Annotated in this window: 14 protein-coding genes; 11 read left to right on the forward strand and 3 right to left on the reverse strand. The window is 69.2% G+C overall.

The window, feature by feature from the left end; genetic code table 11:
• Nucleotides 1–101: 101 nt before the first annotated feature.
• From fmt to ribD, 4 genes are all read left to right on the forward strand, one after another.
• Complete coding sequence (gene fmt / locus BN973_RS12890) at nucleotides 102–1,034, forward strand: methionyl-tRNA formyltransferase (RefSeq protein WP_036472353.1); 933 nt, start codon at nucleotides 102–104, stop codon at nucleotides 1,032–1,034.
• Entirely contained in the window at nucleotides 1,031–2,413 is a 1,383-nt protein-coding gene (locus BN973_RS12895) for an RsmB/NOP family class I SAM-dependent RNA methyltransferase (protein WP_036468596.1), read from the forward strand. The genes fmt and BN973_RS12895 overlap by 4 nt, the downstream gene beginning before the upstream one ends.
• A gap of 131 nt (nucleotides 2,414–2,544) precedes the next feature.
• Nucleotides 2,545–3,234: a ribulose-phosphate 3-epimerase gene (rpe, locus tag BN973_RS12900; protein ID WP_036468597.1), complete on the forward strand. Its 690-nt coding sequence runs from the start codon at nucleotides 2,545–2,547 to the stop codon at nucleotides 3,232–3,234.
• Nucleotides 3,231–4,256 carry a bifunctional diaminohydroxyphosphoribosylaminopyrimidine deaminase/5-amino-6-(5-phosphoribosylamino)uracil reductase RibD gene (gene ribD / locus BN973_RS12905; RefSeq protein ID WP_036468599.1) on the forward strand — a complete coding sequence of 342 codons (1,026 nt, stop codon included), beginning with the start codon at nucleotides 3,231–3,233 and terminating at the stop codon, nucleotides 4,254–4,256. Before rpe ends, ribD begins: the two co-directional genes overlap by 4 nt.
• Here ribD and BN973_RS12910 read toward each other — a convergent pair.
• Nucleotides 4,253–5,800, reverse strand: a complete 1,548-nt coding sequence (locus BN973_RS12910; protein WP_139830224.1) for an MFS transporter — start codon at nucleotides 5,798–5,800, stop codon at nucleotides 4,253–4,255. The two genes, ribD and BN973_RS12910, sit on opposite strands and share 4 nt — an antisense overlap.
• Nucleotides 5,801–5,805: 5 nt before the next feature.
• Complete coding sequence (locus BN973_RS12915; protein ID WP_036468602.1) at nucleotides 5,806–6,510, reverse strand: LppX_LprAFG lipoprotein; 705 nt, start codon at nucleotides 6,508–6,510, stop codon at nucleotides 5,806–5,808.
• A gap of 131 nt (nucleotides 6,511–6,641) precedes the next feature.
• Between BN973_RS12915 and BN973_RS12920 the strand changes: the two genes are divergently transcribed.
• From BN973_RS12920 to BN973_RS12950, 7 genes are all read left to right on the forward strand, one after another.
• Nucleotides 6,642–7,250, forward strand: a complete 609-nt coding sequence (locus tag BN973_RS12920; protein ID WP_036468604.1) for a riboflavin synthase — start codon at nucleotides 6,642–6,644, stop codon at nucleotides 7,248–7,250.
• A complete protein-coding gene (locus tag BN973_RS12925; protein WP_036468606.1) occupies nucleotides 7,247–7,516 on the forward strand; it encodes a hypothetical protein in 270 nt (89 codons plus the stop codon). The genes BN973_RS12920 and BN973_RS12925 overlap by 4 nt, the downstream gene beginning before the upstream one ends.
• A 283-nt stretch (nucleotides 7,517–7,799) precedes the next feature.
• Nucleotides 7,800–8,162, forward strand: coding sequence for a hypothetical protein (locus tag BN973_RS12930; RefSeq protein ID WP_036468607.1), 363 nt, complete (start codon nucleotides 7,800–7,802; stop codon nucleotides 8,160–8,162).
• Between the two features lie 437 nt (nucleotides 8,163–8,599).
• A complete protein-coding gene (locus tag BN973_RS12935; protein ID WP_036468609.1) occupies nucleotides 8,600–9,877 on the forward strand; it encodes a bifunctional 3,4-dihydroxy-2-butanone-4-phosphate synthase/GTP cyclohydrolase II in 1,278 nt (425 codons plus the stop codon).
• A 34-nt stretch (nucleotides 9,878–9,911) separates the two neighbouring features.
• Nucleotides 9,912–10,391: a 6,7-dimethyl-8-ribityllumazine synthase gene (gene ribH / locus BN973_RS12940; protein WP_036468611.1), complete on the forward strand. Its 480-nt coding sequence runs from the start codon at nucleotides 9,912–9,914 to the stop codon at nucleotides 10,389–10,391.
• Nucleotides 10,388–10,858 (forward strand): PH domain-containing protein, encoded by a 471-nt coding sequence (locus BN973_RS12945; protein WP_036468613.1) that lies wholly within the window; start codon nucleotides 10,388–10,390, stop codon nucleotides 10,856–10,858. Before ribH ends, BN973_RS12945 begins: the two co-directional genes overlap by 4 nt.
• 36 nt (nucleotides 10,859–10,894) lie before the next feature.
• Nucleotides 10,895–11,572 carry a sensor domain-containing protein gene (locus BN973_RS12950; protein ID WP_036468615.1) on the forward strand — a complete coding sequence of 226 codons (678 nt, stop codon included), beginning with the start codon at nucleotides 10,895–10,897 and terminating at the stop codon, nucleotides 11,570–11,572.
• A 7-nt stretch (nucleotides 11,573–11,579) separates the two neighbouring features.
• Here BN973_RS12950 and BN973_RS12955 read toward each other — a convergent pair whose 3' ends face one another.
• The gene (locus BN973_RS12955) at nucleotides 11,580–11,918 is read right to left on the reverse strand and encodes a hemophore-related protein (protein ID WP_036468617.1); all 339 of its coding nucleotides are present in this window, start codon (nucleotides 11,916–11,918) and stop codon (nucleotides 11,580–11,582) included.
• Nucleotides 11,919–11,937: the final 19 nt, after the last annotated feature.

Consider the following 11,937-nt stretch of genomic DNA (forward strand, 5'->3'; position numbering starts at 1 on the left):
CGGCACAACTATATGTAATAGCAATAGTATACATAGGCAACTATCTGCCGGCCGGCGGCTCGCGCGGCCGGGCCGGATCCGGCGCTTCATAGACTGTGCCGGTGCGTCTCGTCTTCGCCGGCACCCCCGAACCCGCGCTGCCCGCGCTGCGCCGTCTGATCGAGGCGCCCGGCCACGAGGTCGTCGCGGTGCTGACCCGGCCCGATGCCGCGTCCGGGCGCCGCGGCAAGCCGGAACCGTCACCGGTGGCCCGCGAGGCGCTCGACCGCGGCATCCCGGTGCTGCGGCCCTCGCGGCCGAACTCGCCGGAGTTCGTCGCCGAACTGGCCGCGTTCGCCCCGGACTGCTGCCCGGTGGTGGCCTACGGTGCGCTGCTGCGCGACGCCCTGCTCGCGGTGCCCCCGCGCGGCTGGATCAACCTGCACTTCTCGCTGCTGCCGGCCTGGCGCGGCGCGGCGCCCGTGCAGGCCGCCATCGCCGCGGGCGACGCCATCACCGGGGCGACGACGTTTCGGATCGAGCCCAGCCTGGACTCCGGACCCGTCTACGGCGTGGTGACCGAGACGATCCGACCGACCGATACCGCGGGCGATCTGCTTGAGCGACTTGCCATTTCGGGTGCGGCGCTGTTGTCGGCCACGCTGGACGGCATTGCCGACGGGACCCTGACGCCGCAACCGCAACCGGCCGACGGCGTCAGCATCGCACCGAAGATCACCGTCGAGGAGGCCCGGGTGCGCTGGGATCTGCCGGCCGCGGTGGTCGAGCGCCGGATCCGCGCGGTCACCCCCAACCCGGGGGCCTGGACGATGATCGACGACCTGCGGATCAAACTGGGACCGGTGCAGATCGACGCGGATGCTGGCGTGTCGTTGCCGCCCGGCGTAATTCAGGTGGACCGCAAGAACGTGCGGATCGGTACCGGCTCGGCACCGGTGCGGCTGGGCCAGATTCAGCCCCCCGGTAAGAAACTCATGAACGCCGTCGACTGGGCGCGCGGCGCCCGGCTCGACGCCGCCGCACGGGCCTCATGAGCCCGGCCCCGAAACAGCGCCGGCCGCCCAAACGGCGCAAGCCACTGGATCCGGCCCGCGCCGCCGCCTTTCAGGTGCTCCGCGCGGTCAGCGAGCGCGACGCGTACGCGAACCTGGCCCTGCCCGCGCTGCTGCGCGATCGGGGCATCACCGGACGCGACGCGGCGTTCGCCACCGAGCTCACCTATGGCACCTGCCGCACCCGCGGCCTGCTCGACGCGGTCATCGGCGCGGCCGCCGGACGCCCGCCGGAGGCGATCAACCCGGTGCTGCTGGATCTGCTGCGGATGGGCACCTATCAACTGCTGCGCACCCGGGTCGACGCGCACGCCGCGGTGTCGACCACCGTCGAACAGGCCGGGATCGAATTCGACTCGGCCCGAGCAGGTTTCGTCAACGGCGTGCTTCGAACCATCTCCGGGCGCGACGAGCGGTCCTGGGTCGCCGAGCTGGCCCCCGATCCGGCGCGCGATCCGATCGGGCACGCCGCGTTCGTGCACGCCCACCCGCGCTGGATCGCGCAGGCCTTCGCCGACGCGCTGGGCGCCGACGCCGGCGAACTCGACGCGGTGCTGGCCAGCGACGACGAGCGACCCCAGGTGCACCTGGCCGCGCGCCCGGGCGTCCTGAACGCGGCGGCGCTGGCCGAGGCCGTCGGTGGCACGCCCGGCCGCTACTCGCCGTATGCGGTGTACCTGCCCGGCGGCGACCCGGGACAGCTGGCGCCGGTGCGCGAGGCCCGGGCGCTGGTGCAGGACGAGGGCAGCCAGTTGGTGGCCCGCGCGCTGACGTCGGCGTCCGTCGACGACGACACCGGTCGCTGGCTCGACCTGTGCGCCGGTCCGGGCGGCAAGACCGCGCTGCTGGCCGCCCTGGCCGGCGAGCGCGGCGCCCGGGTCACCGCGGTCGAGCCGGCGTCGGGCCGCGCGGATCTGGTCGTCGAGAACACCCGTGGGCTCGACGTGGACGTGGTGCGGGTCGACGGGCGTCAGACCGGCCTCGAGCCGGGATTCGACCGGGTGCTCGTCGACGTGCCCTGCACCGGGCTGGGTGCCTTGCGGCGCCGCCCCGAGGCGCGGTGGCGCCGGCAGCCGTCCGATGTGCCCGCGCTGGCCAAGCTGCAGCGCGAACTGCTGGCCGCCGCGATCGCGCTGACCCGCCCCGGCGGCGTGGTGCTCTATTCGACCTGCTCGCCGCATCTGGCCGAAACGGTGGGGGTGGTGGCCGACGCGCTGCGCCGTTATCCGGTGCAGGCCTTGGATACCCGGCCGCTGTTCGCGCCCGCCGAGCTCGGTGCGGGACTCCATGTGCAGCTGTGGCCGCACCGGCACGGCACCGACGCCATGTTCGCCGCGGCGCTGCGCCGCGTAGCGGGGTAGCGCCCCGGCGACACGACAGGCCTGAGCGCCGCGGCGCTGCGCCGCGTAGCGGGGTAGCGCCCCGGCGACACGACAGACCTGAGCGCCGCCGCGGCTGCGCCGCCTTGGTGACCCTCAGTAATGTGGCGCACATGGCTGGCAGCACCGGTGGACCCCTGATAGCCCCGTCGATCCTGGCCGCCGATTTCGCCCGGCTCGCCGACGAGGCGGCGGCCGTGACCGGCGCCGACTGGCTGCACGTCGACGTGATGGACGGCCACTTCGTGCCCAACCTGACGATCGGGCTGCCGGTGGTGGAGAGCCTGCTGGCCGCCACGCGCATTCCGATGGACTGCCACCTGATGATCGACAACCCGGACCGGTGGGCGCCGCCGTACGCCGAGGCGGGCGCCTACAACGTCACGTTCCACGCCGAGGCGACCGAGAATCCGACCGGGGTGGCCCGCGACATCCGGGCCGCGGGCGCCAAGGCCGGGATCAGCGTCAAGCCGGGAACGCCGCTGGAGCCGTATCTGGAGATCCTGCCGCAGTTCGACACCCTGCTGATCATGTCGGTCGAGCCCGGCTTCGGCGGCCAGAGCTTCATCCCGGAGGTGCTGAGCAAGGTCCGCATCGTGCGCAAGATGGTCGACGCGGGGGAGCTGACGATCCTGGTCGAGATCGACGGCGGCATCAATGCCGACACGATCGAGGAGGCCGCCGAGGCCGGGGTCGACTGCTTCGTCGCCGGTTCGGCGGTCTACGGCGCGGCCGACCCGGAGGCCGCGATCGCGGCGCTGCGACGCCAGGCCGGCGCCGCGTCGCCGCATCTACGGCAGTGAGTGTCGCAGCTGTCGAGAACCTCGACGCCGCAATGCGTTTGGCTATCGAACAGTCGAATCTGGTCAAGGGCAGCACCTACCCGAATCCACCGGTCGGGGCGGTGATCCTGGATCCGGACGGCCGGGTCGTCGGCGTCGGGGGCACCGAGCCGGCCGGCGGCGACCACGCCGAGGTGCTGGCGCTGCGCCGGGCCGGCGCCCTGGCGGCCGGGGGAACCGCGGTGGTCACGCTGGAGCCGTGCAATCACTACGGCAAGACGCCGCCGTGCGTGAACGCGCTGATCGACGCCGGCGTGCGGACGGTCGTTTACGCCGTGACCGATCCGAACGAGGTCGCGGCGGGCGGCGCGGCCCGGCTCTCGGAAGCGGGCGTGCAGGTGACGGCCGGCGTGCTGGCCGAGGAGGTCACCGGCGGACCGCTGCGCGAGTGGCTGCACAAGCAGCGGACCGGATTGCCCCATGTGACATGGAAATACGCCAGCAGCCTCGACGGCCGCAGCGCCGCCGCCGACGGCACCAGCCGGTGGATCTCCAGCGAGGCCGCGCGTTTGGACTTACACCGCCGCCGCGCCGCCGCCGACGCGATCGTCGTTGGGACCGGCACCGTGCTGGCCGACGATCCGGCGCTGACCGCCCGGCTGCCCGACGGCTCGCTGGCGGAGAAGCAACCGCTGCGCGTTGTGGTCGGGATGCGCGAAATTCATTCCGAGGCAAAGGTTCTCAACGACGATTCGCGCACCATGGTGATTCGCACCCGCGACCCACTGGAGGTACTCAAGGCGCTCTCGGACCGCACCGACGTGCTGCTGGAGGGCGGTCCCACCCTGGCGAGTGCGTTCCTGCGGGAAGAGGCGATCGACCGGATCCTGACCTACGTCGCGCCGATCCTGCTGGGTGGACCCATCACCGCGGTCGGCGACGTCGGCGTGTCGACGATCACCCGGGCGTTGCGGTGGCGCTTCGACGGCGCCGATCGAGTCGGGCCGGATCTGCTGCTCAGCCTGGTGCCGCAGCGCAGCTAGCGCTCCCCGAGTGACACCGTCTCCTGCTCGGCGATTTCCGGCTCCTCGGCGTGTTCCTTGCGGCTGCCGAGCAGCAGACCCAGCAGTGCGCCCACCACACAGATGACGACGGTGGCCGCGAAGATGTCGCCGTACATCAGGGCGAACGCCTTCAGGTACAGGGTGGCCTGGGCCGCGATGCGTTCCAGCAGCGTCGCGTCGGGCGGGATCTGCGCCGACAGCCCCGCGATGATCTGGTTGAACCGGTACAGCCCCCAGGCGCTCAGCGCCGCGACGCCGATCAGCATGCCCGTCATCCGGGCCACCACGACCGCCGCGGACGCGATGCCGTGCTGGGCCGACGGCACCACCCGCAGCGCGGCCGAAGTCAGCGGGCCGATCACCAGCCCGAGGCCCAGGCCGGCCACCAGCAGGTCGGTGTGGACCAGCGGCAGGCTGACGCCGAACAGGTCGTGATGCTGGGTCATCACGTCCATCCGCCAGTAGTGAATCAGCCAGTACCCGTAGGCCGCGATCAGCAGCCCGATGAACGTCATCGCGCGGTCGCCGATCCGGGTCGCGATGAATCCGCCCACCACCGCCCCGATCGGCAGCGCGATCAAAAACCACAGCAGCAGACCGGCGGCCTGCGTCTGGGACATTTGCAGCACGCCCTGGCCGAACAGCTCGACGTTGACCAGGGTCACCATCAGCGCGGCACCGGCGGCCACGGATGCGCCCAGCGCGGCCAAAAACGGCCGGAAGTGCACCCCGGTGGGTTCGATGAGCCGGGTGCGGGAGAAACGTTCCCAGAGGATGAACACCACCCCGACCACCACGGCGCCGATCACCAGCGGCAACCCGTAGCTGGGCAGGATCGTCTTGCCGTCGGGCGCCGGGTTGTACAGGCCGATGACCGCCAGGCCCAGCGCGACGGCCAGCAGCACGCCGCCGACCACGTCGACCCTTTCCGGCTCCTCGGCGCGCTGGTGCGCCGGCAGGCTGAACTGGATCATCACCATCGCGATCAGGGTCAGCGGCACGTTGATCCAGAACACGTAGCGCCAGTCGTGGAACAACCAGACGATGAAGATCCCGTAGAGCGGACCGAGCACGCTGCCGAGCTCCTGCGCGGCACCGATGCCGCCCAGCACGCTGGCGCGGTTGCGCTGCGCCCACAAATCGGCGCCCAGGGCCAGCGTGACCGGCAACAGCGCGCCGCTGGCGATGCCCTGGACGGTACGGCCGGCGACCAGCAGGTGGAAGTCGCCCCAATGGCCGGCCAGCGCGGTGATGACCGAGCCGACGATGAACAGCGCCAGGCTGATCTGCAGCACCAGCTTGCGGCCGAAGCGATCGGACGCCCGACCCAGCAGCGGCATCGCGGCGATGTAGCCCAGCAGGTACAGCGTGATGATCCAGGTGATGCGCTGCAGCTGGTTGATCGGGATGTGAACGTCGCTCATGATGTCGCGCATGATCGTCACGACGACATAGGCGTCCAACGCGCCCAGCAGTACGGCGAGGCTGCCCGCGCCGATCGCGATTCCGCGTCCTGCTCGCATGCTCATCAGCTCACCGGGGGCTTGGTGACCGTGACCGGCTTACCCCAGTCCGACAGCGTCACCTCGACGGAGTTGCCCTGGCTCTTCTCCAGGTTGGCCTGCACCAGCTGGTGGTCGCCGCTCTCCTGAATCCACACGGTGGCCGGCACGGGCTGCGAGGCGGCCAGGCTCGGGATGATCTTGTTCACCGCGTCCGGGGCGACTTTCCCGCTGATCTTGATGGTGCTCTGGCCGTTGATCGTTTCGCGGCTCTCGGCCTTGGCGTCGGTGAAGTTCGCCAGCATGTTGCCCAGGCCGGCGTCCGGGCTCAGCAGCACCGAGACGTCGTAGACGTCGGAGGCCTTACCGAAGTCGCTCCACTTGTTCGGGGTCAGCGTGGCGTAGAGCACCGAGTCGTAGACCACGAAGTTCGCGTCGATGTCCGAGCCCGCCATCGACAGCTGCGCGTTGCCCGACGCGGCGGTGCTGGGGACGGTGGTCAGGTCGCCGGTCAGCTTCTTGATCGGCAGTCCGGGAATCTTGCCCTGCGTCGACAGCACCAGGTGCACGCTCTTGACGGTCTTGGTGACGTCGGCGGACTGCTTGACCAGCGTGGTGGCGTCGGGCAACGGGCCGCCGCTGTTCTTCGAACCCGACGAGCAGCCCGCGATCAGGGCGGTGGCGAGGGTCAGGGAAGCGAGGACGGCCGTGAGTCGGCGGCGTGTCTGCATACCGTGCATCGTAGAGGAGCGGGATGAGCGGACTCCGGAACGCGGGGTCTGTCCGGCCCCGCGACGAGGGCGTTTCGCGCGTCGGTCGTGGCCGCCCACCAGGCAAAGCGCCGGCGAATTAGCCTGATGGAATGTTCACCGGAATAGTCGAGGAACTCGGCGAGGTCACCGGCCGCGACATGCTCGCCGACGCCGCCCGCCTGACCATCCGCGGCCCCGTCGTCACCGCCGACGCCGGCCACGGGGATTCGATCGCCGTCAACGGCGTGTGCTTGACGGTCGTCGAGCTGCTCGCCGACGGTCAATTCACCGCCGACGTGATGGCCGAGACCCTGGACCGGTCCAACCTGGGCGGGTTGCAGGTCGGCAAGCGGGTCAACCTGGAGCGCGCCGCCGCGGTCAACAGCCGGCTCGGCGGGCACATCGTGCAGGGGCACGTCGACGGCACCGGCCAGGTGGTGGCCCGCACTCCGTCGGAGCACTGGGAAGTGGTGCGCATCGAGATTCCCGCCGCCGTCGCCCGCTATGTCGTCGAGAAGGGGTCGATCACCGTCGACGGGATTTCGTTGACGGTCTCCGGCCTCGGCGCGCAGCCGCGGGACTGGTTCGAGGTCTCGCTGATCCCGACCACCCGGGAGCTGACCACCCTGGGTGCCGCCCCGGTCGGCACCCAGGTGAACCTCGAAGTCGACGTGATCGCCAAATACGTCGAGCGACTGATGACCGCAAGAAACCAATGAGGGCCATAGCCGCGGTCGCCACCTTGGTCTGCGCGGCGTCGCTATGTGGCGCCGGTGCCGCTCATGCCGACGCGAACCAGGAACAAGAGGCGTGTCAGCTGATGGATGATCCCGCCGGCCACGATTTGGGCTATCAGCCCGCCGAATACGCCTTCATGGTGTTGCGCGCCAAGATGACGGCCGGCGAGGCCCGAAACGTGATCTCGCTGGCGACCCAGGATTTCTGCCCTAATCACGTCATCGACCTGCCCGCCGGCTGGCGATAAGAAGCGAAACCCGCTCTACCGCAAGCGAATCCAGAGCTTCGGTGGGGGTGTGGGTGGTTGCCGAAGAGCAGGCGCGGGTGCGGTGATCCGTTGGCCTCATGCCCTTTTCGGGCGATCCCCGGTCGCAATATTGCCCCGGGCGAAAGATTTCATTTTGGTAACAATAGTCACGATCCCACTACACCATGGCGACACGCCTGTTCTAAATCCCCGCGCAGCCGTTTGCAGGTCCATACTCAATCGCATAGGCCGGCCGCCTGTACTACGCGAAGGAGCTGCAGAAATGTCCGTCGAGAGGTTGGCCGAGGCCGTCTACGAAGACCTCGCATTTGAAGCGGTGGCGACGCTTGCCGGCCGCAAGGCCGAGGCGCAATCGCGAGCGGTGTGGAGCCGGGAAGTCAACGACACCATGCTGACGATCGTCGAGCACCGGGTGCGCGACTACACCAGTTACGAGTTGGTCGGCGACGACGGGCGCGACGTGTCGCTCGGGCGGTTTTCCAGCTACCCCGCGGCCACCGCCGCGGTCAGCAAGTGGACGCACTTCATCGAGGCCGGTGGTTCGGTCGGCCGGTGGCTGGCCCACTACGCGGTCGATTGCGGCGGCGGTGTGGTGATCCAGATGCCGATGCGGCGCGGCGTGTAGCAGTTCCGGCACCGGCCTCAGTCCGGCCGCGTGTGCAGTGACGGCGTCGCGTGTGCACTCAGGGTGGCAACACGCCGAGACATCCCGCCGCCGGGGCACACCGAACGCCGTGAATGCACACGCGTTGCCGCTTCCAGGCCTGCCGACGATATCGATCGTCATGCGCCGAACAGATTCCCGTAAGAATCGTCACAACGCGCCTTGTCTTTCAGGCCGGCCGGCAGGCGGTCACCGCTGGTCAGTGCGGGTGCTGACGACGCGGAACCCCGCTGCACGCAGGCACGACGGCACCCGTTTCGCGCAGCCGGCAGCAACGTTGATGTCACTATCCAGGTGGTGCCCAAAGAACGGGCAACAACCCTGCGCCCGGCGTGGTTCATACTTGAAGCAATGCGCGGGCTTCGCGTGTTGCTCGGCACGACAGCAAGGCAGCACAGATGACGAGGTTGGACTCCGTCGAAAGGGCGGTTGCCGACATTGCCGCCGGCAAGGCCGTGGTCGTCATCGATGACGAGGAACGCGAAAACGAGGGCGACCTGATCTTCGCCGCCGAGAAGGCGACGCCGGAGATGGTGGCGTTCATGGTGCGCTACACCTCGGGCTACCTGTGCGTTCCGCTGGACGGCGCGATCTGCGACAAGCTGGGCCTGCTGCCGATGTACGCGGTCAACCAGGACAAGCACGGGACCGCCTACACCGTCACCGTCGATGCAAAAAACGGTGTCGGCACCGGGATTTCGGCCTCCGACCGCGCCACCACCATGCGGCTGCTGGCCAACCCCACCAGCGTCGCCGAGGATTTCACCCGACCCGGCCATGTGGTTCCGTTGCGCGCCAAGGACGGCGGCGTCCTGCGCCGGCCCGGCCACACCGAGGCCGCCGTCGACCTGGCCCGGATGGCGGGCCTGCAACCCGCGGGCGCGATCTGCGAGATCGTCAGCCAAAAGGACGAGGGCTCGATGGCCCAGACCGACGAGCTGCGCGTCTTCGCCGACGAACACGACCTGGCGCTGATCACCATCGCCGACATCATCGAATGGCGGCGCAAGCACGAAAAGCACATCGAGCGCATCGCCGAGGCGCGCATCCCGACCCGGCACGGCGAGTTCCGCGCCATCGGCTACGCGAGCATCTACGAGGAAGTCGAGCACGTCGCACTGGTGCGCGGTGACATCGCCGGGCCGAACGGCGAGGGCGACGACGTGTTGGTGCGGGTGCACTCCGAGTGCCTGACCGGCGACGTATTCGGCTCACGCCGATGCGATTGCGGACCCCAGCTCGACGCGGCGATGGCGATGGTCGCGCGGGAGGGCCGCGGCGTGGTGCTCTACATGCGCGGCCATGAGGGCCGCGGCATCGGCCTGATGCACAAGCTGCAGGCCTATCAGCTGCAAGACGCCGGCGAAGACACCGTGGACGCCAACCTCAAGCTCGGATTGCCGGCCGATGCAAGGGATTACGGAATCGGCGCGCAGATCCTGGTTGACCTGGGGGTGCGCTCGATGCGGCTGCTGACCAACAACCCGGCCAAACGGGTTGGGCTGGACGGGTACGGGCTGCACATCATCGAGCGCGTCTCGCTGCCGGTGCGGGCCAATGCCGAGAACATCCGCTACCTGATGACCAAACGGGACAAGATGGGACACGATTTGGCCGGGCTGGACGACTTTCACGAATCCGTCCATCTGCCAGGTGAATTCGGCGGTGCTTTGTGAGCCGCGCCGGCCACGACGCGGAGAAGCGGCGCGCATGAGCGGAGTCGGCGTCCCGGAGGTGACGGGGCTCGACGCGTCCGGCCTGCGGCTCGGCATCGTGGCGAGCAGTTGGCATCGCACCATCTGTGACGCGCTGCTGGCCGGCGCCCAGAAAGTCGCCGCGGAGTCGGGCATCGACAACCCGACGGTGGTCAGGGTGCACGGCGCGATCGAGATTCCGGTGGTGGCCCAGGAGCTGGCCCGCAACCACGACGCCGTCGTCGCCCTCGGCGTCGTGATCCGGGGTGCCACACCGCATTTCGAGTATGTTTGCGACGCGGTAACCCAGGGCCTGACTCGGGTTTCCCTGGACGCTTCGACGCCGGTGGCCAACGGGGTGCTGACCACCAACACCGAGGAGCAGGCGCTGGACCGGGCCGGACTGCCGACGTCCGCCGAGGACAAGGGGGCTCAGGCGGCCGGCGCCGCGTTGACCGCCGCGCTGACCTTGCGTGACTTGCGCGCTCGGTCGTGACCCGACCGTCGTCCCGCGAGCAATGGGATGTCGAACTGCGTCCGCATTGGACACCGCTATTCGCTTACGGTGCAGCATTTCTGGTCGCTGCGGCGCACATTGCCGTCGGCTTGCTACTCAAGATGAGCGCCAGCGGCGTGGTCTTCCAAACCGCCGACCAGGTGGCGATGGCAATTCTGGGTCTGGTCATCGCCGGCGTCATACTCCTGTTCGCCCGGCCCCGGCTGCGCGTCGGGCCCACCGGGCTGTCGGTGCGAAACCTGTTGGGAGACCGGCTAGTTCCATGGTCGGAGCTGGTCGGCGTGTCGTTTCCGGCCGGCAGCCGGTGGGCCCACATCGACCTGCCCGATGACGAGTACATCCCGGTGATGGCGATCCAGTCCGTCGACAAGGAGCGGGCCGTCGACGCGATGGACTCCGTGCGGTCGCTGCTGGCCCGCTATCGGCCCGACCTGCGCACGCGCTGAACAACGGGACCGACGACATTGTCGTAGGATCGCCCGATGGCACGTCAATTGCCGGGGGCCGTCGCGTCGTTGCTGATCGCGTCGACGGTATGCGCGTGCACCACATCGGTCGGCGGCCGCGCGCTGCGGGCTCCCGAGCAGTCCGCCTCCGGCGCTCCGACGTCGGCGTCGCCCGGGCGGATCCCGGCGCGCGACTTGCTGCTGCAGGACGGCGACACCACGCCGTTCGGTGCGGCCACGGCGGTGCCGGTGGGCACCACCTACTTCACCAGCGTGCAGCCGCCCGAATGCTCGGCGGCGCTGCTGTTCAAGGGTTCACCGCTGCCGCCGGCGCGCTCGTCGGACCATGCCGAATCCGGCTACACGTTCAGCGGCCCGGCGCTGTACGCGGAATCGGCCGATGTCTACGACAAGAAGCTGAACCCCCACGAGGTGGTGTCGAAGGGCTTTGGCTCCGTGTCGAAGTGCCACGGCGATGCCATCGGCCATACGTCCCAAGGGGACTTTCGGCCGATGCGGCTCGGTTCCTTCGGCATACCGTCCACCGGTGTCCTGGTATGGACGATGACCCGACCGGATTGGACCTGCGACTACGGGCTGGTCGTGGTCCCGCGCATCGCGCTGATGCTCTCGGCCTGCGACGCCAAACCCGGATTCCCGATGGCCGACTGGGCGGCGAAACGACGCGCGCAGTTGGACAGTCGGCCTACCTGAGGTTTGCTCAGTAGTTCTTGCAGCTGATCATCATCTGCCGGAAGATCGGGAACGCCTGGTCGGCTCCCGGGTTGTTCTGAATCGCCTTGAGCAGGTTCACCCGCTGGTCCGGCGTCGAAGCCATGAACTGCTGCAGGAATTGCTGGTTCGGCGGCGACTGATCGAGGTACTGCGCGGCCATCGGGTTTTCCGCGTGCACCGCCCGCATCGCTTGGTCATACGTGCAGGTCGTGTTCACCATCGGACCGATATCGGGTGTAGCTGATGCAATCCCCGCCCCGGCGCTCACCGACAATGCCAGACAGCCAACCCCCACGGCCAGTCCGGCCAACGGTCGTCTGCTCATTTTGTAAGCTCCCTTCAGC

Source organism: Mycobacterium triplex, assembly GCF_000689255.1.
Classification (GTDB): Bacteria; Actinomycetota; Actinomycetes; order Mycobacteriales; family Mycobacteriaceae; genus Mycobacterium; species Mycobacterium triplex.

What these genes read in the sequence shown, in the direction of transcription:
- BN973_RS12920 (WP_036468604.1), top strand. Translation starts at nt 6,642, where the DNA reads ATGTTCACCGGAATAGTCGAGGAACTCGGCGAGGTCACCGGCCGCGAC.
- rpe (WP_036468597.1), top strand. Translation starts at nt 2,545, where the DNA reads ATGGCTGGCAGCACCGGTGGACCCCTGATAGCCCCGTCGATCCTGGCC.
- BN973_RS12930 (WP_036468607.1), top strand. Translation starts at nt 7,800, where the DNA reads ATGTCCGTCGAGAGGTTGGCCGAGGCCGTCTACGAAGACCTCGCATTT.
- BN973_RS12910 (WP_139830224.1), bottom strand. Translation starts at nt 5,800, where the DNA reads ATGCGAGCAGGACGCGGAATCGCGATCGGCGCGGGCAGCCTCGCCGTA.
- BN973_RS12950 (WP_036468615.1), top strand. Translation starts at nt 10,895, where the DNA reads ATGGCACGTCAATTGCCGGGGGCCGTCGCGTCGTTGCTGATCGCGTCG.
- BN973_RS12895 (WP_036468596.1), top strand. Translation starts at nt 1,031, where the DNA reads ATGAGCCCGGCCCCGAAACAGCGCCGGCCGCCCAAACGGCGCAAGCCA.
- ribH (WP_036468611.1), top strand. Translation starts at nt 9,912, where the DNA reads ATGAGCGGAGTCGGCGTCCCGGAGGTGACGGGGCTCGACGCGTCCGGC.
- BN973_RS12955 (WP_036468617.1), bottom strand. Translation starts at nt 11,918, where the DNA reads ATGAGCAGACGACCGTTGGCCGGACTGGCCGTGGGGGTTGGCTGTCTG.
- BN973_RS12935 (WP_036468609.1), top strand. Translation starts at nt 8,600, where the DNA reads ATGACGAGGTTGGACTCCGTCGAAAGGGCGGTTGCCGACATTGCCGCC.
- BN973_RS12915 (WP_036468602.1), bottom strand. Translation starts at nt 6,510, where the DNA reads ATGCAGACACGCCGCCGACTCACGGCCGTCCTCGCTTCCCTGACCCTC.
- BN973_RS12925 (WP_036468606.1), top strand. Translation starts at nt 7,247, where the DNA reads ATGAGGGCCATAGCCGCGGTCGCCACCTTGGTCTGCGCGGCGTCGCTA.